The organism is Achromobacter pestifer (assembly GCF_902859625.1).
Classification (GTDB): Bacteria; Pseudomonadota; Gammaproteobacteria; order Burkholderiales; family Burkholderiaceae_B; genus Achromobacter; species Achromobacter pestifer.
Map to the genome: position 1 here is coordinate 46705 of NZ_CADIJX010000018.1, position 19377 is coordinate 66081.

Below are 19377 nucleotides of genomic sequence, written 5' to 3' on the forward strand. Positions count from 1 at the left end.
ACCTGTACCGACGCGCATTCTGCGCGTCGTCTACAGGCTCACACGCCGCTGGAGACCGCTCATGAAGACCCAACGTTCGAATCGCCTTCCCACCGTTGCCGGCCTGTTCGCCGTGTCGCTCCTTGCCGCCTGCGGCACGATGAGCACCAAATCAATGGCTTATTCGCAAGCCAACTTGCCCGCCAGCATCCAGGTTCCCGCCGGCAACAAGGTCGCCTGGGAAACGGTGGGCGTGGGCGAGATCACCTACGAATGCCGCGCCAAGGCCGACATGAAGAGCCAGACGGAATGGGTCTTCGCCGGTCCCAAGGCGGTGTTGAACGACCGCCAGGGCAAGCAAGTGGGTACCTACTATGGCCCGCCCGCCACCTGGGAAGCATTGGACGGGTCCAAGGTGACCGCCACGCAATTGGCCGTGGCGCCCGCTGGCAACGGCAACCTGCCCTATCAGTTGGTCAAGGCCAACCCCGCCATGGGCGCTGGCGCCATGACCGGCGTGACCTACATCCAGCGAGTTGCCCTCAAGGGGGGCGTGGCACCGCAGCAAATGCCGTGCACCCCGGCGACCGTGGGTCAGAAAACGCAAGTGCCGTATCAGGCCGACTACATTTTCTGGAAGGCAAACTGATCCCTGGCCGGCCTGTCGATCCATTCGGCCGGCCGGCCCGCTGCGGGAGTCCGGTAAGATGGCCCATTCCGCCACCGCTCATGCACGCCATGCGCGGTCGCCTACCTCCCGCACCCTTGCTCGCATGCCGAACCGCCGTCCTCCGGATTTCGATTACGACGCTGCTCTGAAGGAGTGCGCCGCCGGCCGCCGGCCTGCGTTGGAAGCCATTTACCGGCAAGAAGGCCCCCGTCTGCTAGGCGTGGCCCAGCGACTCCTGCGCGACCGCGCTTGGGCAGAGGACATCGTGCATGACGCTTTCGTCAAGATCTGGAATCAGGCTGCAAGCTTCGATCCCCTGCGCGGCTCCGGCCGCGGTTGGGTCTACAGCATCACGCGAAATCTGGCGCTGAACGCGCTGCGCGACACGTCGCGCGAAACCGGCATCGACGATGACACGGCCGCCGCCCTGGATGCGCGCGACGCCATCGAGGCTTGGCACGATACCCGTGACGCCTTCGACTGGCGGGCCAACGCCGGCCAGATCGGCCCCTGCCTGGAACAGCTGGAACCCGTGCGCCGCAATTGCGTGCTGCACGCCTATGTGGAAGGCCTGTCGCATAGCGAGATCGCCCAGCGCTTGGGAGCGCCCTTGGGCACCGTGAAGGCCTGGATCAAGCGCAGTCTGCAAGCGCTCAAGGAGTGTCTGGCATGACCGCCCCCCAAGATTCCCAGGACGATCTGGAAGCACTTGCCGGCGAGTATGTGCTGGGGACCTTGTCCGCGGCCCAGCGCCGCAGCGTACAGACTCGCCTGACCCATGACGCCGCATTGCGCGTGGCCGTCGCCCAGTGGGAAGAACGGCTGTTGCCGCTGACAAACCTGTCCGAGCCCGTGGAACCGTCCACCAGCCTGTGGCCGCGTATCGCCAACACGCTGGATGCGGCCCGCGCGCCAGTGCGGCCCGCCGTCCGCCGCTCGCCGGGCTTCTGGGACAGCCTGTTCTTCTGGCGCAGCCTGGCGGCCGGCGGCATAGCCGCGGTGCTGATACTGGGAAGCACATTGGCGTTGCGCCCGGCCCCCGGCGCCCCCCAATATGTGGTGGTGCTGGTGGCGCCGCAATCGCAGGCACCCGGCTGGGTCGTGCAGGCGCAGGCGGGTCAAAGCGCCGTTCAACTGGTGCCCATCGCCGTCACGGAAGTCCCGCCCGACCGCGCGCTGGAATTCTGGACCAAGGCCGACGGTTGGGCCGGCCCCGTGTCTCTCGGCCTGGTCAAGCCGGGCGAACCGGTGCGCATTCCGCTGGATAAACTGCCGCCGTTGGAACCCAACCAGTTGTTTGAACTGACGCTGGAACCCAAGACCGGGTCACCGATCGGCAAGCCCACGGGCCCGATTCAGTTCATCGGGCGCGCGGTCAAGATGCTGTAGGGGAGCGATCCGGGCGCATGGGCCCGGATCACAGACGCGAGAGTCACTTCTTGCGGGCGAAGGGATACGCCTGCTGCGCCAGGAATGTGGTCGGCATGTCGTTGTCCAGAATGCCGTAGTTCTCGGGCAGGCGCTTACCCACGCCACGCACCGCGGTGCCGAAGATATAGTCGATGAACGAGAAATGCGCGGCGTAGTTCTTATCGATCGCCTCGGTGTCCGACGAATGGTGCCAATGGTGGAAATCGGGCGTCACGATGATGTAGCGCAGCCATCCCCACGGCAATTTCACGTTCGAGTGAATCAACACCGCCTGGAAACCGACGATGATGATGTAGGCATCCAGCACTGACTTTGAAAAGCCCAGCACGAACAGCACGCCCAGCACCGCGACGCGCGTAATCAGCAGTTCGACAATATGCAGCCGCGAGCCTGCCAGCCAATCCAGCGTGCGCGTACTGTGGTGCACCGCATGAAAGCGCCACATAACCGGCACCTCGTGATAGACCCGATGCGCCGCGTACTGCGCCAGGTCCGCCACCAAGACCGCCACGAACAGCTCCAGCAGATACGGCATGGACTGGATCGCGGCTTGCAGCGGCTCATAGGCCGCCCAGGAAAACAGGCGATGGATGAAGAAGTTGATGCACAGCAGCACGGCGCCCACCGACAGGTGGTTGAACAGGAAGTGCTTCATGTCCACCTGCCATTCACCGCGAAACACGGGTTGGCCGGGATACAGCGGCGTCAGCTTCTCGAAAATGATGAAGACGGTGCTGGACGCCAGCAAGTCCAGGATGAACCAGTCCAGGCCCAGATAGGGATGGTTCCCCGTATTCGTGGTTGTGACCACGACCTGACTGCCACCCGCTGCCACGGCGCAGCAGACCAGCACGAAAGCGGTGATGTTCAGCCAGCGCTGGCGGCCCAGGATCGTGTTGGCCAGCGCGATCGAACCCGACACCAGCAGCGCGGCGAACAGCAAGGTACGCATCGCATCCACGGAGTAGAACGCGCGCAGTTCCGGAGTCGTCAGATAAGCGGGAAAGTGGAACGCCAGTACGCCAAGCACCGCCAGGATGGCCAGAAACAGCGCGATCACGCCGCTCATCATGCCCGTACCCGAGTGGATACGTCCGTCCTGTCTGAAAAGTTCAAAGACTTGCCGATAGATGGGCACGCGCTGTTTCATGTCACTTTGATGGCTGACCACGGGGAAGCGAGTGTATCGCCGGGCGGAAACACCCATGTAATGAAACGTGAGCATGCGAGACAGTTTCGCTACAGTCGCGCCGCGCTTGCGCGGCGTCAATTCCTGGCGCAGGACGCGCCGGCGCCTCGGTTGACAAGGCGCGGGCGTTGGCGTGTCATGGAATTGACGCCGATGCGCGTCGTGCTTGGCGCGACACCGGTCCTGTCAACTGGTACCCAAGAGAGGCCCCAATGTTCCCTGAATATCGCCAACTCATTACCCAGCTGAAATCCGAGAATGCGCATTTCTCGGCCCTGTTTCAACGTCATAACGATCTGGACCAGGAAATCAAGAACATGGAAGACGGCATCGTGCCGAGTTCCGGCACCAATATCGAGGTGCTGAAAAAGGAAAAGCTGCAACTCAAAGACAAGCTATATGGCTTGTTGAAAGCGGCGGACCAGAACGGCGGCTGATCGCCGCAGCGTTGGCGGCGGCTGCGTACTTCGCGTTCAGGAACGCCAAGTGCGTCACCGTCCGCTGGACGGATTGCCGCAGCCGTGCAATCCCCGAACGCAGCCAGCCGCCTGCACGCCTCAGCGCGTGTTTAGCGGAACTGAACTTGATTTAGCGTATTTAGTTTTTCTAATTTCCCGGAAAAGGCTAGCCTGTCGCCCTTTTACAGGGCAACTCATGACTACCGCCTTCATTCCTGGCTTCCTGCTCAGCTTCGGGCTGATTGTCGCGATCGGCGCGCAAAACGCTTTTGTCCTGCGGCAGGGGCTACGCCAGGAATACGTCTTCGCCATCTGCCTGACGTGCGCGGTGTCCGACGCCATCCTGATCGCCGCGGGCGTCGCCGGCTTCGGACTGGCCGTCAACACCCTGCCCTGGCTGGAACCCGCCATGCGCTACGGCGGCGCCCTGTTCCTGCTCATCTACGGCGTGCGCAGTTTGCGCTCGGCCCTGCGCGCGCAGCACGACAGCCTGGCGCCGTCCACCAAGCAGACGGCGGGCCTGGCCGCCACGCTGGCCGCCTGTCTGGCCTTCACCTGGCTGAACCCGCACGTCTATCTGGACACGGTGGTGCTGCTGGGCTCGATCTCCAGCCAATACGAAGGCGCCAAGACCGCTTTCGCGCTGGGCGCCATGTCGGCATCGTTCGTCTTCTTCTTCACGCTGGGCTACGGCGCGCGCTTGCTGCGGCCGCTGTTCGCCAACCCGCGGGCCTGGCGGGTGCTGGACGCTTTGGTAGGCATCGCGATGCTAGCGATCGGGTTGAAACTGGTGCTGTAGGAAAGGCCGTTCCGATAGGCAAGCAAGGCAGGCGCCAACCGTCATCTACAATCGTCGCCGTGCCGGCCCCAACAAGGCGCTGGCCGGCAGCAACATACAGGTAGCATGACGCGCACGAAGAAACCCGTTCAAAGAAAAAAACGCCCGGCAGCCCGGAGCCAAGCCAAATCGGCAGGCCGCACTTACCGATTCCTGCGGGCGCTCCTTGTGTCGTCGCTGGCCAGTTTCGGCGCGGCCACCTACGTACTGAAGCCGCAATGGCCCGTGCAGTTCTCGCCCGACGCGATCCTCGCCCGGCTGGGCTGGCCCGCCCAAGAGAAATTCGCGCCCGCCGTGGTGCCGACCGGGGCACTCACCCAGACTCGCTTTGCCGACTGCCCCCAGTTCTTTCCGAAAGGGAACATGCCTGTCGTCCCCAGCCGGGGCGATCTGCGCGAATTGTGCTTCTCGGCATTCGCCGTCTTGCATAGTGGCCAGACAAAGACTCCGGTTTTCGTGGCCGAACGCCTGAACCGAAAAACGCTATCCCAGGCTCAGGGAATGCAGCGTACGGACAAGTTCTATGCCGAGGCACGCCTACCCCGCGCTGAACGATCGGACCTGGACGACTACCGGGGTTCCGGCTACTCGCGCGGGCACATGGCGCCGGCGGGCGACATGGCCTCGAAGGAATCCATGGCGCAGAGCTTTTCGCTGGCCAACATGGTGCCCCAGGACCAGACGCAAAACGCCGGCTCTTGGAGCCGCATCGAACAAGACACGCGAAAGTACGTGATGCGCGCCGCGGGCGACGTCTACGTGTTCACGGGGCCGTTCTATGCGGACAAGCCCAAGACGATCGGATCCGGCGTCGCGGTGCCCGGCTACGTCTACAAAGTCGTCTACGACGCGACGACGGGGCGTTCATGGGTGCATTGGCAGGCCAACGCCGCGAGCACCAAAGAAGGCCCGCCGATCAGTTACGAGGAATTCGTACGCCGCACGGGAATGCAGCTACTGCCCGCAGCGGGATAGCCCGGGCAGCAGAGCCGCGCCTACTCCCGGATCAGCCCGATCGCCCGCGAGAACAGCGCGCGCTGCTGTTGCAGATAGGCGCCGTATTCCTTGGGCCCCAGCACGCTGACTTCGGCCCCAAGGCCGGCCAGCGTCTTGTCCACCTCGGCCCCGTGCTCGGCCACCACTTTGCGCGCAGCCTGATAGAGCTTATCGACCACCTGCGGCGGCGTGCCCTTGGGCGCCATGAGGCCGTAGATCGTGGGACTGCCCACCTCGTACCCCAGCTCGCGCAGCGTCGGTACGTCCGGATAGGCTTGCAGGCGCTTGTCGCTGAACACGGCGAGGGGCCGCAAGCCGCCCGCCTGGATATGCGCCTGCGCTGGCCCCACGGCGGACACGGCAATATCCGTATGTCCGCCCAGCAGGGCCGTCACCGCCGGCGTACTCCCCTGGAAAGGAATGTGACGCAGCTTGATCTTCGCTTCCGACGCGAACGTCTCGCCCAGCAGATGGCTGATGCCCATCGCGCCCGAGGTGCCGTAAGCGATGGCGTCGGGTCGTGCCCGGGCGTCAGCGACGACATCGGCCAGCGTTTTGTACTTGGAGTTGCCCTGCGCCACGATCATCATGCCGCCCAGCGCAATGGCCGCGACAGGCGTAAAGGAATCAGTGGTGTACTTGATTTCCTTATTGGCCAACGGCACGACGACAAGCGATCCAGGTGAACTGCCGACGATGGTGTAGCCATCTGGCGCGGCCGCAGCCGTGAAGGCCGCGCCAATGCCCCCGCCCGCGCCCGGCTTGTAGTTCACGATCAACGGCTGGCCCACGTACTGGCCCATCTTCTCCGTGATCGGCCGCAACATCTGATCGGTGTCTCCCGGGGCAAAAGGAATCACCAGCTGGATCGGCTTCGCAGGATAGGCCGGCTCGGCCCGAACCGCAGCGCTCAGCGCCAGCCCCAGCGCGACGGATGCGACGACAGCGCCAAAATGGTTGTGCATGGTTGTCTCCCATTATCGTTATGTCCGGCTTGCGCCGTTTACTCGTGATCGACTTGAATGGCCTCCAGAAACCGCGACACCATGTTGTAGGCGGCGATCGTCGCCGTGATCTCCACGATCTCCTTGTCGTCGAAAGCCAGGCGAAGCGCCGAGAACGTCGTCTCCTGCACCCGGATCTTGCACGTCATTTCATCGCAATAGGCCATGGCCGCGCGCTCACCGCCCTCCAACGCGCTGAAGTCGCCAGCCTTCACGGCGTCGACATCTTGCTTGCCGCATCCCGCCTCCAGCGCAATGGGCAGGTGCTGCTCGAACTCGTAGTCCGCCTCGTTCAAGACCGCCACGCGCAGGATAAGCAGCTCCCTCAAGCGCGGGGGCAGGCCGCCCTTCTGGCGGATGGCAGTAAGGTAGTTCAGCCAGCCTTCGGCCACGGGCGGACTATTGAGCAGCATCTTGTAGAGATTCGGCAAACTGGAACGCTCGCGCTGGATGCGCTCGACCAGCGGCTGGATTTCCGGCTGCTTGATATCCGCGTAGGCGACTCTCGCCATATCGATTTCCCCTTGTAGTCAATCACACCGGGCGCTCATGCCGCCATCGACGACCAGCTCGGTTCCGGTAATGAACCTGGCCTCGTCCGAGACCAGGAAAAGCACGGCGTTCGCCGTGTCCCGCCCATCGCCCATGAAAGGCAAGGGTATGCGCTTCTGACGCTTTTCCAGCAGCGCCTGGACATCGCCCGCCGCCTGTTGCGTGGCGAGGAGCACGTCCACCAAAGGCGTGTGCAACTGCCCGGGCAATACCGTGTTGATGCGCACGCCGTGCTTGGCGTATTCCACTGCGGCCACCCTGCCGAACTGCATCACCCCTGCCTTCGCGGCGGCGTATCCGACCTGCGGCGCCCCGGTCCATCGGATAGCCGACGTCGAAGAAATGTTGACCACCGCGCCACTGCCTTGCCGCGCCATGACGGCCAGCACGTGCCGGCATGTCGTGAACACGGAGGTCAGGTTCAGGTCCAACTGCCCGTGCCAATCCGCTTCGGACAGCGCGGTGGCGCCGCCTGGAACGGGCCCGCCGACGTTGTTGACCAGGATGTCGATGCGCCCGTGCCGGTGCCGCACCGCCTCGACCAGGCGGCCGACCTGAGCGGAATCGCCCACGTCGCAGAGCCGGGTCTCGATGTTCGCGCGGAACTCACCTGCGAGCGCCAGTGTTTCGGGCAGGGATTCCGCTTGCTTGTCCACTGCCACCACCAAGGCTCCCTCCTGGGCCAGGCGGATCGCGATGGCGCGTCCGTTGCCCCAGCCGGGCCCCGTGCAGCCAGCCCCGAAAACCAGGGCGACTTTGCCCGCCACGCGGCCGCGCGATTCGTTTTCATCGCGCTCGTTTGCCTTGTTTTCATTTGCTTTATGCATGCCGTCGTCCTTGCCTAGGGCGTGCTCAGCGTGATGCCGCCATCCACCACCAACTGCTGCCCGGTGATGTAGCGGCTTTCGTCGCAGGCCAGGAACGCCACCGCATGGGCGACATCCCAGCTGTCGCCCATGCGTCCGGTGGGAACCTGCCCGTGGCGATGCGCCACGAACCCCTCGTAATCGCCACCCGCGTACTTTTGGGCAAGGCGCTGCACCAGCGGCGTGAACATCAGTCCCGGCACGACGGAATTCAAGCGCACGCCGTCCTTGGCGTAGATGACCGCCGTGGTCGCGGTCATCTGCATCAAGGCCGCCTTGGCCGCCGCATAACCCACCTGGGGTTTGCCCGCATACCTGAGCCCTGCAATCGATGAGATGTTGATGATGGACCCGCCTCCGGCCGCCTTCATGAGGGGTATCACGTGCTTGCAGCACAAGAACGCCGAGGTCAGGTTGACCTGGATTTGATCATTCCAGGCCTCTTCGGACATCGTGACCGGGTCGCCTGGTTCCGACCGGCCGACGTTGTTCACGAGGATGTCGATGCGGCCATGGGCGGCCAGGCAGGCCTGGACCAGTTCAACCACCTGCCGCGCGTCGCGGACATCGGCCTGCCGCACCTGGATGTTCCCGCCCTCGGCAGCGATCGCCTCGGCGGATTGCCGGGCCGCGTCGATATCCAGGTCGCAACCGTATACCGACGCCCCCAACCTTGCCAGGACCGCCGCGGCGGCCTTGCCGTTTCCCCACCCGTCACCGAGCGTGCCGCACCCGGTCACCAACGCTACCTTTCCATCGAGGCGAAACATTCGAACTCCCTAGACGCATGACTGATGCACAGGCTAAGGCCGCGTGGCGGGCGCGTTAAGTTCCGATCCGGACTTTATTGATAGACAAAAAGAATGAATCTGACGACGAGACAACTGAAGGTCTTCGTGCTGCTGGCCCAGACCCTGAGCTTTCACAAGACCGCCGAGATGCTGCACGTCACCCAGCCGACGCTGAGCAAGCTGCTCAAGGAAATCGAAGCAGGCATGGGGACGAAACTCTTCGAGCGCAGCACCCGCATGGTGCGCCTTTCGCGCGAGGGACAGGACATCCTGGAAATCGCCCGCGCCATCACCTCCCGCTACGATCAAGGCATGCTGGAGCTTGACCAGCGCTTGCGCGACCGCAACAACCGCGTCGCGGTCGCCGCCCTGCCGACGCTTGCCGCGTCCCTGCTGCCCCAGTTGCTCAAGAATCTGGCACAGGCGAACCCGACGGCGCGCGTCGACGTGCACGATCCCATCGCCAACGAAGCTCTGCAATTGCTACGAGATCGTCGCGTCGATATCGCCGTCACGGCCATGGGGGAGGACGGTTCGCCCGACCTGCTCTATCAGGAGCTTTTCACTGAGCCTTTCGTGCTATTCCATAGCCGGCAGGCCAAGCCGGCCATCCGGCACTGGATACCTGCCGAACTCGCCAAGCTGCCGTTGATCAGCATGCCACCGGGGACCAGCGTGCACGTATTGACGGAGCGGGCCTTTTGTCGCGAATCTCAGCCGTTTCATCCTCGTTATGCGTTGCGCGACCTCAACACCATCGCGCGCTTCGTGCAGGCCGACTGCGGAATCGCCCTGCTGCCGGAATCTTCGTTCGATCACACCGCCCACCGAGGCGTGGCCAAAACCCGGTTGCAGGGCGCGCTGTCGCGTTCGGTGGGCATGTTCATCCGCCGGGAATACCGGCCGTCCCGGCTGGTGCGCCAGACCCTGGACGAATTGCGCCGGCTGGGTGAGGCCCGGCAGGGCCTGGCAAAAAGGACGCGGTAGCCCGGCGCAGTCAAGGCGAAGGCTTGCCCGGCGCCAACACGCGATTCATTTGAACCTGGAGGCGCGGGCGGGCGTGGACATGGGGATGCGAAATATCCTCAAGCGCCGCCAGAACAAGGCTGATCCCGACGGCCAGGTTAAAATATGTTACAAACTCCTTCCATCAGGGTTTTGCGCCAGATACAACAGTACGCTTGGCGATGTGGTCCTACGCTGGCGAATACGGGGTTTGCATTGAAACCGGGAGCGCAAGTCCATGTCGCTGACTAACCTAGAAGCGTCCCTGATTGGCGTTGCGACGCTGCTGGCCATCGTGTCGGTCTTCCTGGCGAAGGCCGCGCGCAAGGCGCTAGCCGAAACCCGCAGCTGGCGGTCACGGGCATCGGAAGCCGACGCATCAACTGCCGTGCCGCTCCAGCTCTTGGACGCGACCCCCACGCTGATCGCCGCGCTGGACGGGAGGCACCGATACCTTCGCGTCAACCAGGCATTCGAAGAATTGGTCGGGCTGGACCGTACCCGCCTCATCGGCGCCCGGGCAGGCTCTTTGCCGGGCGCCGCAGGCTCTCTTGGCGCACAGCTTGAAACATTCGCTGCCCGCTGCATCGCGACGAACCAGCCGATATCCGCAGAGATCAAGGTAAGCACCGCCCAAGGCCCGGCGATGGACGGGCGCCTGACCGTCGAGCCGTTCTACGATGACGACCGCAAACCCGCAGGGGCGTTGATCGCGCTGGCCGACGTCACCGACCGCATCTCCGCCGAACGCGAAACACGCGAATTGCAGGCCGCCATCCATGATTTGATCGACTCGCTGCCTCTGGCCTTGTTCCGGATCCGCGAAGAACCCGGCGGGCACCGGTGGGTACCTTATGTTGTGGGCCACACGGAACGCTTCTTGCAGCTGTCGGCGACAGAGATCATCAAGTTGGCCGGTAGTAATAACCTGCCCAACATCCTGCAATCCCATTGGCGGGCGGCCAGCGCCGCGGCCGATGAATCCAGCGCGACGGGGGCGCCCATCCGTATCGATCTGCCATCGCACCGTCCGAAGGACGACGGTTGGGTGCGCATCGGCACTGCCGCGCCGCGCCGTCTGCCGGACGGCTCGACGGAATGGAATGGATACCTGGCCGACGTCACGCGCCAACACCGCGATACGTTGGCGCTGAGCGAGGCCAAGGCCACCGCGGAGGCCAATGCGCAGGCGAAATCCCGCTTCCTGGCCGCGATGAGCCATGAAATCCGCACCCCGCTGGCAACAGCCTTGGGCGCTCTGGAATTGCTAGGCGACACGCACTTGGACGACTATCAGCGCCAACAGGTGGACCTGGCCGACAGCGCCTCGCGCCTGCTCATTGAAATCCTGGGCGATATCCTGGATTTCTCCCGTCTGGAAGATGCGCAGGTTTCGATGGAAACCATCCCGTACTCCTTGCGCGAATTGCTGGACCAGGTGTTGCACATTTTCTCCTCGCGCGCGCAGGCCAAGGGGCTGACGCTGGACCTGCGTGTCGCGCCCGAAGTGGCCGCCGAATACGTGGGCGATCCAGTCCGCGTGAAGCAGATCGTGTTGAACCTGGTGGGCAATGCCATCAAATTCACCTCGGCGGGCGGCATCGCCGTGGCGGTCGACACGCGGCCCGATTCCGCCAAGGCCGGGGCCACCACGCAGGACGTCCTGCTATCCGTTTCGGATACCGGCATCGGCATTCCGCATGAAGCGCAAGGCCGGCTGTTTCGCCCGTTTTCGCAGGCCGACATTTCCACCGCTCGCCAGTACGGCGGCAGCGGGTTGGGCCTTGCCATTTGCCAGCGCCTTGCCCGCCTGATGGGCGGCGACATCGGGGTGGAAAGTGTCGACGGCCAAGGCAGCCGCTTCGAGGTTCAGCTTCCCATGCGCGTGCTGCAAGCGCCCCAAGCCGATACGGCATTGAATGGCAAACGCCTGTCCCTCTCTGTCCGACGCGAAGCAGACAATGCCGCCCTGTGCGCGTACGCGCGCGCCGCCGGCATGCATCCTGTGGGACCCGGCGACGACGCGGATCTGCACATCGTCGAGGCGTCCGGCGCGCTGTCGCGAGACGGGTCTGTGCCGGCCCCTCGCATCCTGTTCAGCGGCAGCCCGGCAAGCACGCCGGTCACGCAGCCGGCGGTGCCAACGTTGACCGGGGGACCCATACGTTGGAGCGAGTTTCGACGTCTCTGTCTCAGCGCGTTGCAGACCGAGCATCTTGTTACCAACCCCTTATACGACGTGGGAGAGAATGCACGGCTTCCTACGACTGGCCGCATTCTGGTCGTCGAGGATCACCTGCCCTATCAGATCGTGATTCGCAATATGCTGCTGAAGCTGGGCGTCCAGGCGGATGTCGTCACTGACGGCCATCAAGCGCTGGGCCAACTGGAACAAGTACCTTACGCGTTGATGTTCACGGACTTTCACATGCCAGACATGGATGGCTTCGAATTGACCCGGCGCGTGCGATCGCACGCCGACCCCCGTATACGCACACTTCCGGTTGTGGCTCTGAGTGCCGATGTTTCATCGACCCACATCGAGCATTTCCACGAGGTCGGCCTGAATGACTTCCTGGTAAAGCCCGTGAATCTGACCACCTTGCGCGCATGTTTAGAGAAATGGAGTCGCCCTTGACTACTGTACTCGTCGTAGACGACCACCCTTCCCTGCGTCTGGTTCTGAAAACCCACCTTTCGCAAGTACTCGGCATCACCGGCATCCTGGAGGCCGACAACGGCCAATCCACGATCCAGAGCGTGAAGGACCACCAACCCGGCCTGGTCATCCTGGACATCGATATTCCAAAGATAAATGGGCTGGACGTGATTCCACGGATCCGGGCGATACAGCCCGACATCCGTATCCTGGTGGTGTCCGGCCAAGACCAGGCCACGTTCGCGCCGCGCGTCAAGATAGCCGGCGCCAACGGCTATGTCAGTAAATCCCAGGAGATTTCCGAAATCATCCGGTGCGTTGAAGCGATCCTTGCGGGATACACCGTATTCCCGAATACCGAGAGCATGCAATCCGCGCGCGTAGGCGCCACCGGCCAGGGCGTGGACCGGCTGAGCCGGCTTTCCGACAAGGAGATCGTCATCATGCAGATGCTGGCGCGCGGCATGTCGAACAAGGACATCGGAGAGGCGCTTTTTATCAGCAACAAGACGGTCAGCACGCACAAGACCCGGATCATGGGCAAGCTGGAAGTGCACACGCTGCTGGAACTGATCGACTTCGCCCGCCAATGCCAGATCGCCCGCTGATCGACAGCCCTTCTTGGACCATAGGATGAACCTTGCCCTCGTCATCGGCCAGCGTCCCGAGCGCTTGCGCGAACTTGCCGGACGCCTGGAAGGCCTGGGCCTCGCGGTCGATACCTGCGCGGACGCGGCGGCGCTATCGGGCTACCCGGCCACGCCGCGCGTCGTCCTCTGGGACGAAGATGCCTGGAACGCACCCGGCACGGCGTTGCCTGCGGCGGTCGCGGCCGCACCGATCCGGTTAAGGATTTCGGCTTCCGGCACACCCTCTCCCGGCGTCGACGCGGTCGTCTTGCCGTCGGCCACAGAAGCGGCGTTGTCGCACGCCCTGCTAGCGGCCGGCTACGGCCTGCCGGAAGACGCCGAATGCGCCGCCATACGCCAGACCCTGCACGACCTGGTCGACGGCGATGCGGCGATCGTGGCCGAGTTGATCGATAGCCTTCTCGATACGGGGCAGGCTGACCTGGCCGACTACCGTGCCCGCTGCGACGAAGCGAACTGGATCGCCGCCGGCTCGCTGGCGCACCGCATCAAGGGCACGGCCCGCATGGCGGGGTGCGCGTCGCTGGTCCGGTTGTCCGAACGCATCGAGGCCGCCTCCCGCAACGGAATCGGAGAGACGATCATTCGCCTGAACGTCTTGTTCGAACCTGCGCTCCAGCGGCTTTGCGCGGAACTCAGCCGCCTGCGCCAGATGGGCTGACCGGCACCACGGCCGCAGACGGGACGCTATCGCGATGCATCAGGGTGGCGATGGCCCGATTCAACGAATCGAGGTTCACCGGTTTGATCAGGATTTCGTCCATGCCAGCCTCCCGCGCACGATCGATTTCCGCATCGTGCGCGCCAGCGGTGTAACCCAGGATCGGCAATGTCGCGGCCGTTCCCCCGCGTTGCCGCAACGTCCGGGCGAACGCATGGCCGTCCATCACAGGCATGGCGCAGTCGCACACCACGATGTCGAACGTCCTCAGCCCCATCAGCTTCAACGCCTCCAGCCCGTTGCACGCCGACGACACGCGGTGGCCCAGTTTCTCCAGTTGGCGCTGCAAGAGCAGCACATTGGACGCCTGGTCATCCACGACCAGCACATTCAACCCCGTACAGGCCGGCGCCACCTGCGTGACGGGCGCGGCGTCGGACGCGGATTCGGGCTGCTGCGCAAGCGCTACGGGCAACGACAAGCGCACAGACATGGTGGTGCCTACACCCAGCTCGCTGTCGATCTGTATCGTGCCGCCCATCTTCTTGACCAAGCGATCGCATATCGACAACCCCAAGCCCGTCCCCCGGTCCATGGCGCGAATCGTCTCCTGGACCTGAACGAACGGCTCCAGCAGCGTATCCAGCGCCTGGCTCGGGATGCCGACCCCGGTATCGACGACTTTCAGCAGAACCGTCTGGCGGCCCCCTTCCGGCGGCTCGGCTTCCATATGGACCCGAATCGACCCGCGTTCCGTGAACCGGATTGCGTTCGACACGAAATTGTTCAAGATCTGCTTCAACCGCAACGGGTCTACGGAATGCGCGCGCGCCACGCTCTCGGGCCGCTCGATCGTCAGGGTCAAGTCCAACCCCTTTGCCGCAGCGATCGGTTCGAAGACATCCACCACGTCTTCGGTCAATTGGCACAGATTGGTGGGCTGCGGCAAGAATTGGAATTTGCCAGCCTCCATTTTTGACAGATCTAACAGGTCGCCGATCAGCGCAAGCAGCGATTGGGATGCGCTATAGGCGGTGCTCAGCTGCAAGCGATCCTGCTCGGGCAGTTCCGCGTGCGACAACGTCAGTTCCAGCATGCCCATGATCGCGTTCATCGGCGTCCGGATCTCATGGCTGATGGAAGCCAGGAAAGTCGTTTTGGTCCGGTTGGCGCTTTCCGCGCGGTCTCGGGCAACGGCAAGCTCCTTCATGACGCGCTGACGCTGCGTGATATCCATCCAGCCGCCGACCACGCCCACCACGGCGCCGCCCGCATTGCGCAACGGCTCGATCCAGTGCTGCACATCCATTTCCCGACCGCTGACGCGCACAGTCCGGTCCTTGCTCAGCGGCGTCCCCGTGGCCAGCACTTGCCGGTAGTCCTCTTCGATCTCGGTCGACTCCACTTCCCTGACCATCAGTTCCGCCGCCGCGCTCACCGACTTGGTGCGCAGCTGTTTCCTGGACCGGTTCAACAGGCGTTCGAACGCGCTGTTGCACGCCAGGAACTTGAGGTCCTCACCACGCAGGACGATAGGTTGGGGAATGGCGTCAAGCACGCCTGTCTGAAACGCCACCAAGTCCTTCAGGCGTTCTTCCGAACGTTTGTGCTGCTCGTTCTTTCGACCCAACAGCAGCAACGCGACCAAAGCGGCCACAAACCCCGCCAGGCAGACCCACGAAACCAGTCCGCCCCACATGCCCGCCAGCGCACTGGTCAGTGCAGACAGAAAATCGGCGGCCACCATATACGCGGGAATGGCGCAGACGGCCGCGACTTTACCCAGCCGCACGGCCGGGCTGGCCTGGGAGGGCTGGAACGAAGGAACAAGTGGGGCGGGATCCATGATTAGAGTATCTAAATGGGAATATGCACGGAGATAATCTAGAGTCTCCCGCCCGGATCAGACTGTGGAATTTTCTGAATCCCCTGTAGAAATTTCCCCACCCAACATGGGCGTCAGAAATGTGAAATCTCCTACATATGCCTCCGTACGGAATGGATAGAGTCCGCGCATCCATCCCCTTTTCCACGCGGAGACATGTGAAATGGCTGGCCAGGCGGAAATTGAGAAAATCGGGCAAATCGGCGAACGCGGCGTCATTGACATGCTACGGGACCCCTCGCAATTCCAGCTGGTGTTCCAGCCTCAGATCAATCTGGCCACGGGAGGTATCGAATCCGCCGAAGCGCTTTCCCGTTGGCAGCACCCGGCATGGGGCCCGGTTCCGACCTGCCGGTTAATCCAGGTGATCAGCAACCTGCGGCTTCAAAGCGCCTTATTCCAGAGAGTGACCGAATTGGTCCTGGAAGCGTCGAAAGTACTTAGTAAGGCCGGAACCCCCCTTCCCCTGGCAATCAACGCGTGCGCTACCACCTTGGCCACCCCCGATAATCCCGATTTCCTGCATGACGAAGCCCTGCGGCAAGGTGTCGAGTTGTCGCTCGTGAAAATCGAACTGACGGAAGACGCCCCGGTCGCGGATCTACGCGCGCTGAAAACCTCATTGGCCTGCTTGAAGCGATGGGGGTGCGAAATATCCATGGACGACTTCGGGGCGGGTTACGCCAATCTGGGCATGCTTATCAACCTGACCATCGACGAGCTGAAATTGGACAAGGCATTCGCCTCCAGCGTGGCGACGAGCCGGGTCGCAAGGAGATCCGTGCGGTTCGCCTTGGCGTTGGCCCGAGAAATGGGCTGGCGCGTGATTGCCGAGGGTATTTCCTGTGCGGCGGAGCTGCACATGATGCGTGCGCTGGGATGCCGGCACGGGCAAGGATTCCATCTGGGCCGCCCGATGGAGTTGGGCCAATTGATCAATCGTGCCCGGATTCCCGGTAGATGATGTTTCCTGCCATGATCGAATCGATCATGATGGCCAGATCGTTCTTGCTGCGATACGTGGAAGCGTCAATGACGCCATGCGCGCCAGCCTCCAGGATCAGGCGGCCGAAGTGCCGCCATTCCCCGATTACCCTGACGGCGATCTTCGCCTGCGGAAACAACGCCCGCACCCGCGCCGTGGCGGCCAGGCATTTTGTCTTGCTCCCCGTGACGTCCAGCAGCACTAGTTCCGGATGCTTCGAGTAGCTGTCCAGCTCGAAGAATCGAAGGTCCGCTGCGTCAAGCACCCAAAGGGCCGAGTCAGGGTACTGCTGCAAGTGACGATGAAAGACGCCGTAGGTCGCCAAGCTATCTGAAATTATCAATGCACGCGCCACCATACCTGTGCCCCCTTTCTGCTACCGCGCCACCAGGACGGCGAACACCGCATCCCGGTGGTCAAGTCTGCAACAGTTGAGCATCAGATCGTCTGTCGAAATTTCCCAATGTTCTGAGGAAAATTCTTAGCTCGCGCGCAATGTTCGGCGCACGTTTTCGTGCGTGAGCATTCGGAATCTTCCTCAAAGCGACTGTGATGTTTCCTACACGCGCGGAATCGCGCCCCGCACATAATCGGCCGGACACGTGTTGCATGATCGACCCCCGCCTTGGCGGAGGTCCAACCAAGGCCGCTCCTGAAATCATGATGTTCAGCTTCTTCCCTGCGAGCGGGCGCAGCTTCGCCACGCACAGCGAGCCGCACGCCTTGCGCCAGATCCCGGTGCTGACTTCAGCCAACTCCCATCGTTTGCGCAGCTCGGGGACGGCGCTTCCTCCCCCCGTTCTGGAAATGGTGGCCGCTCGCCACTTCAGCGCGGTGCGGGCATGGCGCACGCATCGCGGCCTTTCCCTGTCTTCCCTGCAACAGCGCACCCCCCACATGCTCAACCCGACGCTATTGGCGCTGGACCGCGGCGACGTGGAGCTTTGCGAATGGACCGTCGAGCTCTTTGCCAAAGCCCTGCGCGTGGACGCGGCGCTGCTCTTGGCGACAGAGGCGCTTTTGGCCCAAACACTCGCCGCTGCCGCGCCCATTCGGAAATTTCCGGCTTCCGACTCATCTGATTCCTAACCTCAGCACAGGTCAGCTGTTTCATCCTTGCATTAACGCGTCGAGACGTATTGGCTGGTGCCAGACCGAAGACGCAACCCGCAGGAATGATTGCCTGATCCACTGTACTGAGAGTTGAAAATGAACAAGGTCTATAGGTGCATATATAACGAGGCTACTGGCCAGTGGGTCGTGGCGTCCGAACTTGCCAAGGGCAAGAAAAAACGCGCTTCCCGGGCGTTGGCCGGCGTGATTGGCGCACTGCTCGCCTCCGCCGCTGCTGCCCAGACGCACTATTACAGCGTAAATGACAACGGCGTCCCGGGACTCAACTATGCCAACGATGCTGCCACCGGCATCAATGCCATCGCCGCAGGCGTCGCCGCCGCCGCGAGTGGACGCAGTGCCGTGGCCATCGGCGAGGCGGCGAAGGCCTCCAACAACGACGCCATCGCCCTGGGACACAACGCATCTGCGGTGAGCGCGAACCCAGCCTATACCGACATGATCGCGATTGGCCTTAATGCCAACGCTTCCAATGACCATGCGATGGCAATCGGATTCTCAGCGACTGCGAAGAACGCCAGCTCGTTGGCGGTCGGCGCAAACGCCGCAGCCAGTGGTGACGCTGCGTCGGCTTTCGGCCACAGCGCCGCCGCCAGCGGATCGGGAAGCGTTGCGTTGGGTTGGAATGCCGTTGCCTCCAAAGGCAGCTCCGTCGCGCTAGGCAACGGATCCAGCTCCACAGCCGACAATTCGACGGCGATCGGCTATCAGGCGGCTACGGCCGCCACGGGCTCGATCGCCATGGGTACCGGAGCCAAGGCTCAGTCCAGTGCTTTCAACGCCATCGCCATCGGCACTGGCGCAATCGCCGCTGCGGGAACGTCAAACTCCATCGCGCTGGGCAACGGCGCGACGACTTCCGTCAGCGACGGCATTGCTCTGGGTGCGGGCTCGGCCGCAAAAACGGCCGCTGGCGTTGCCGGCTACGACCCACAGACCAAAACGGCTTCCACCAACGCAAGCGCCGCATGGAGAAGCACGCAAGGCGCCTTGAGCCTGGGCGATGCCGGCAACGGCAAGACCCGCCAGATCAATGGCTTGGCCGCCGGCACCGTTGACTCCGACGCCGTCAACGTCGCACAGCTCAGAGCATCCACCGCGGATGCCGTCATGTACGACAACAGCACGCACAACACCGTGACAATGACGGGCGATACGTACAACTCGACCACCAAGACGGGCGGCACGAAGATCACCAACGTCGCTCGCGGCGAAGCCGATAGCGATGCAGTCAACATGTCGCAACTTAACGAGACCAACACCAACGTCACGAACGTCGACAACCGCGTGACCGGCTTGGAAAACGATGCACTGCTGTGGGATCCGGCTGCCGATGGCGGCGCGGGTGCCTACAGCGCCAATCATGGCGGCACCGGCCCGAACAAAATCACCAATGTCGCCGCAGGCGACCTGACCGACACCAGCACTGACGCGGTCAACGGCAGCCAACTGAAGACCACCAACGACCAGGTCACGTCCATCGACAACCGCGTCACCACGGTCGAAGGCGACGTGACGACCCTCGGTGACCGCATTGAAAACGTCTACAACACCGGCACCAAGTACTTCCACGCCAACTCCACCGGCACGGACTCCCAGGCCACCGGACAGGACTCGGTCGCCA

19 protein-coding genes and 1 pseudogene are annotated in these 19377 nt (G+C 63.1%); 13 read left to right on the forward strand and 7 right to left on the reverse strand.

Annotated features, from left to right (window positions below; translation table 11 throughout):
• Window positions 1-61: 61 nt before the first annotated feature.
• From HV753_RS30990 to HV753_RS31000, 3 genes are all read left to right on the forward strand, one after another.
• On the forward strand, window positions 62-628 hold the full coding sequence (locus tag HV753_RS30990; RefSeq protein WP_175178402.1) for a DUF3455 domain-containing protein: 567 nt from the start codon (window positions 62-64) through the stop codon (window positions 626-628).
• Window positions 629-752: 124 nt separating this feature from the next.
• Window positions 753-1322, forward strand: coding sequence for a sigma-70 family RNA polymerase sigma factor (locus HV753_RS30995; protein WP_175178421.1), 570 nt, complete (start codon window positions 753-755; stop codon window positions 1320-1322).
• Window positions 1319-2038: an anti-sigma factor gene (locus HV753_RS31000; RefSeq protein WP_175178403.1), complete on the forward strand. Its 720-nt coding sequence runs from the start codon at window positions 1319-1321 to the stop codon at window positions 2036-2038. Before HV753_RS30995 ends, HV753_RS31000 begins: the two co-directional genes overlap by 4 nt.
• Before the next feature lie 43 nt (window positions 2039-2081).
• Here HV753_RS31000 and HV753_RS31005 read toward each other — a convergent pair whose 3' ends face one another.
• Complete coding sequence (locus HV753_RS31005) at window positions 2082-3230, reverse strand: sterol desaturase family protein (RefSeq protein WP_175178404.1); 1149 nt, start codon at window positions 3228-3230, stop codon at window positions 2082-2084.
• Window positions 3231-3481: 251 nt separating this feature from the next.
• Between HV753_RS31005 and HV753_RS31010 the strand changes: the two genes are divergently transcribed.
• The 3 genes from HV753_RS31010 to HV753_RS31020 all read left to right on the forward strand — a co-directional run bounded on the left by HV753_RS31010 (window position 3482) and on the right by HV753_RS31020 (window position 5540).
• Window positions 3482-3706: an HP1242/YdcH family protein gene (locus HV753_RS31010; protein ID WP_105558019.1), complete on the forward strand. Its 225-nt coding sequence runs from the start codon at window positions 3482-3484 to the stop codon at window positions 3704-3706.
• 217 nt (window positions 3707-3923) lie between these two features.
• Entirely contained in the window at window positions 3924-4526 is a 603-nt protein-coding gene (locus tag HV753_RS31015; protein ID WP_175178405.1) for a LysE/ArgO family amino acid transporter, read from the forward strand.
• 105 nt (window positions 4527-4631) lie between these two features.
• Window positions 4632-5540, forward strand: coding sequence for a DNA/RNA non-specific endonuclease (locus HV753_RS31020; protein WP_175178406.1), 909 nt, complete (start codon window positions 4632-4634; stop codon window positions 5538-5540).
• A gap of 20 nt (window positions 5541-5560) precedes the next feature.
• Here HV753_RS31020 and HV753_RS31025 read toward each other — a convergent pair whose 3' ends face one another.
• The 4 genes from HV753_RS31025 to HV753_RS31040 are packed head-to-tail and all read right to left on the reverse strand — an operon-like array spanning window position 5561 to window position 8753.
• Entirely contained in the window at window positions 5561-6526 is a 966-nt protein-coding gene (locus HV753_RS31025) for a tripartite tricarboxylate transporter substrate binding protein (RefSeq protein ID WP_175178407.1), read from the reverse strand.
• A gap of 38 nt (window positions 6527-6564) precedes the next feature.
• Window positions 6565-7077 carry a carboxymuconolactone decarboxylase family protein gene (locus HV753_RS31030; protein WP_175178408.1) on the reverse strand — a complete coding sequence of 171 codons (513 nt, stop codon included), beginning with the start codon at window positions 7075-7077 and terminating at the stop codon, window positions 6565-6567.
• 18 nt (window positions 7078-7095) lie between these two features.
• The gene (locus HV753_RS31035) at window positions 7096-7944 is read right to left on the reverse strand and encodes an SDR family NAD(P)-dependent oxidoreductase (protein ID WP_175178409.1); all 849 of its coding nucleotides are present in this window, start codon (window positions 7942-7944) and stop codon (window positions 7096-7098) included.
• A gap of 14 nt (window positions 7945-7958) precedes the next feature.
• Complete coding sequence (locus HV753_RS31040; RefSeq protein ID WP_175178410.1) at window positions 7959-8753, reverse strand: SDR family NAD(P)-dependent oxidoreductase; 795 nt, start codon at window positions 8751-8753, stop codon at window positions 7959-7961.
• Between the two features lie 93 nt (window positions 8754-8846).
• Here HV753_RS31040 and HV753_RS31045 point away from each other — a divergent pair, with 93 nt between their 5' ends.
• From HV753_RS31045 to HV753_RS31060, 4 genes are all read left to right on the forward strand, one after another.
• Window positions 8847-9761, forward strand: coding sequence for a LysR family transcriptional regulator (locus HV753_RS31045; protein ID WP_175178411.1), 915 nt, complete (start codon window positions 8847-8849; stop codon window positions 9759-9761).
• A 256-nt stretch (window positions 9762-10017) separates the two neighbouring features.
• Window positions 10018-12417 carry a hybrid sensor histidine kinase/response regulator gene (locus tag HV753_RS31050; protein WP_175178412.1) on the forward strand — a complete coding sequence of 800 codons (2400 nt, stop codon included), beginning with the start codon at window positions 10018-10020 and terminating at the stop codon, window positions 12415-12417.
• Entirely contained in the window at window positions 12414-13046 is a 633-nt protein-coding gene (locus tag HV753_RS31055; RefSeq protein ID WP_175178413.1) for a response regulator transcription factor, read from the forward strand. Before HV753_RS31050 ends, HV753_RS31055 begins: the two co-directional genes overlap by 4 nt.
• Window positions 13047-13071: 25 nt before the next feature.
• A complete protein-coding gene (locus HV753_RS31060; RefSeq protein WP_175178414.1) occupies window positions 13072-13749 on the forward strand; it encodes an Hpt domain-containing protein in 678 nt (225 codons plus the stop codon).
• Here HV753_RS31060 and HV753_RS31065 read toward each other — a convergent pair.
• Window positions 13724-15595 (reverse strand): ATP-binding protein, encoded by a 1872-nt coding sequence (locus HV753_RS31065; protein WP_175178415.1) that lies wholly within the window; start codon window positions 15593-15595, stop codon window positions 13724-13726. The two genes, HV753_RS31060 and HV753_RS31065, sit on opposite strands and share 26 nt — an antisense overlap.
• Window positions 15596-15797: 202 nt before the next feature.
• On the opposite strand from HV753_RS31065, the gene HV753_RS31070 reads away from it, so the two are divergent.
• A complete protein-coding gene (locus HV753_RS31070; RefSeq protein WP_175178416.1) occupies window positions 15798-16598 on the forward strand; it encodes an EAL domain-containing protein in 801 nt (266 codons plus the stop codon).
• Here the strand turns inward: HV753_RS31070 and HV753_RS31075 are convergent.
• Window positions 16570-16977 (reverse strand): response regulator transcription factor, encoded by a 408-nt coding sequence (locus HV753_RS31075; protein ID WP_175178417.1) that lies wholly within the window; start codon window positions 16975-16977, stop codon window positions 16570-16572. The two genes, HV753_RS31070 and HV753_RS31075, sit on opposite strands and share 29 nt — an antisense overlap.
• Window positions 16978-17228: 251 nt before the next feature.
• Here HV753_RS31075 and HV753_RS31080 point away from each other — a divergent pair, with 251 nt between their 5' ends.
• Together HV753_RS31080 and HV753_RS31085 are read left to right on the forward strand one after the other, a co-directional pair.
• Window positions 17229-17708 carry a hypothetical protein gene (locus HV753_RS31080; RefSeq protein WP_175178418.1) on the forward strand — a complete coding sequence of 160 codons (480 nt, stop codon included), beginning with the start codon at window positions 17229-17231 and terminating at the stop codon, window positions 17706-17708.
• 171 nt (window positions 17709-17879) lie between these two features.
• A pseudogene (locus HV753_RS31085) lies at window positions 17880-19377 on the forward strand (hypothetical protein); the annotation flags it as partial.

Bases quoted from the DNA above. Each gene is read 5' to 3' on its own strand.
- HV753_RS30990 (WP_175178402.1), top strand. From the start codon at position 62: ATGAAGACCCAACGTTCGAATCGCCTTCCCACCGTTGCCGGCCTGTTC.
- HV753_RS30995 (WP_175178421.1), top strand. From the start codon at position 753: ATGCCGAACCGCCGTCCTCCGGATTTCGATTACGACGCTGCTCTGAAG.
- HV753_RS31000 (WP_175178403.1), top strand. From the start codon at position 1,319: ATGACCGCCCCCCAAGATTCCCAGGACGATCTGGAAGCACTTGCCGGC.
- HV753_RS31005 (WP_175178404.1), bottom strand. From the start codon at position 3,230: ATGAAACAGCGCGTGCCCATCTATCGGCAAGTCTTTGAACTTTTCAGA.
- HV753_RS31010 (WP_105558019.1), top strand. From the start codon at position 3,482: ATGTTCCCTGAATATCGCCAACTCATTACCCAGCTGAAATCCGAGAAT.
- HV753_RS31015 (WP_175178405.1), top strand. From the start codon at position 3,924: ATGACTACCGCCTTCATTCCTGGCTTCCTGCTCAGCTTCGGGCTGATT.
- HV753_RS31020 (WP_175178406.1), top strand. From the start codon at position 4,632: ATGACGCGCACGAAGAAACCCGTTCAAAGAAAAAAACGCCCGGCAGCC.
- HV753_RS31025 (WP_175178407.1), bottom strand. From the start codon at position 6,526: ATGCACAACCATTTTGGCGCTGTCGTCGCATCCGTCGCGCTGGGGCTG.
- HV753_RS31030 (WP_175178408.1), bottom strand. From the start codon at position 7,077: ATGGCGAGAGTCGCCTACGCGGATATCAAGCAGCCGGAAATCCAGCCG.
- HV753_RS31035 (WP_175178409.1), bottom strand. From the start codon at position 7,944: ATGCATAAAGCAAATGAAAACAAGGCAAACGAGCGCGATGAAAACGAA.
- HV753_RS31040 (WP_175178410.1), bottom strand. From the start codon at position 8,753: ATGTTTCGCCTCGATGGAAAGGTAGCGTTGGTGACCGGGTGCGGCACG.
- HV753_RS31045 (WP_175178411.1), top strand. From the start codon at position 8,847: ATGAATCTGACGACGAGACAACTGAAGGTCTTCGTGCTGCTGGCCCAG.
- HV753_RS31050 (WP_175178412.1), top strand. From the start codon at position 10,018: ATGTCGCTGACTAACCTAGAAGCGTCCCTGATTGGCGTTGCGACGCTG.
- HV753_RS31060 (WP_175178414.1), top strand. From the start codon at position 13,072: ATGAACCTTGCCCTCGTCATCGGCCAGCGTCCCGAGCGCTTGCGCGAA.
- HV753_RS31065 (WP_175178415.1), bottom strand. From the start codon at position 15,595: ATGGATCCCGCCCCACTTGTTCCTTCGTTCCAGCCCTCCCAGGCCAGC.
- HV753_RS31070 (WP_175178416.1), top strand. From the start codon at position 15,798: ATGGCTGGCCAGGCGGAAATTGAGAAAATCGGGCAAATCGGCGAACGC.
- HV753_RS31075 (WP_175178417.1), bottom strand. From the start codon at position 16,977: ATGGTGGCGCGTGCATTGATAATTTCAGATAGCTTGGCGACCTACGGC.
- HV753_RS31080 (WP_175178418.1), top strand. From the start codon at position 17,229: ATGATCGACCCCCGCCTTGGCGGAGGTCCAACCAAGGCCGCTCCTGAA.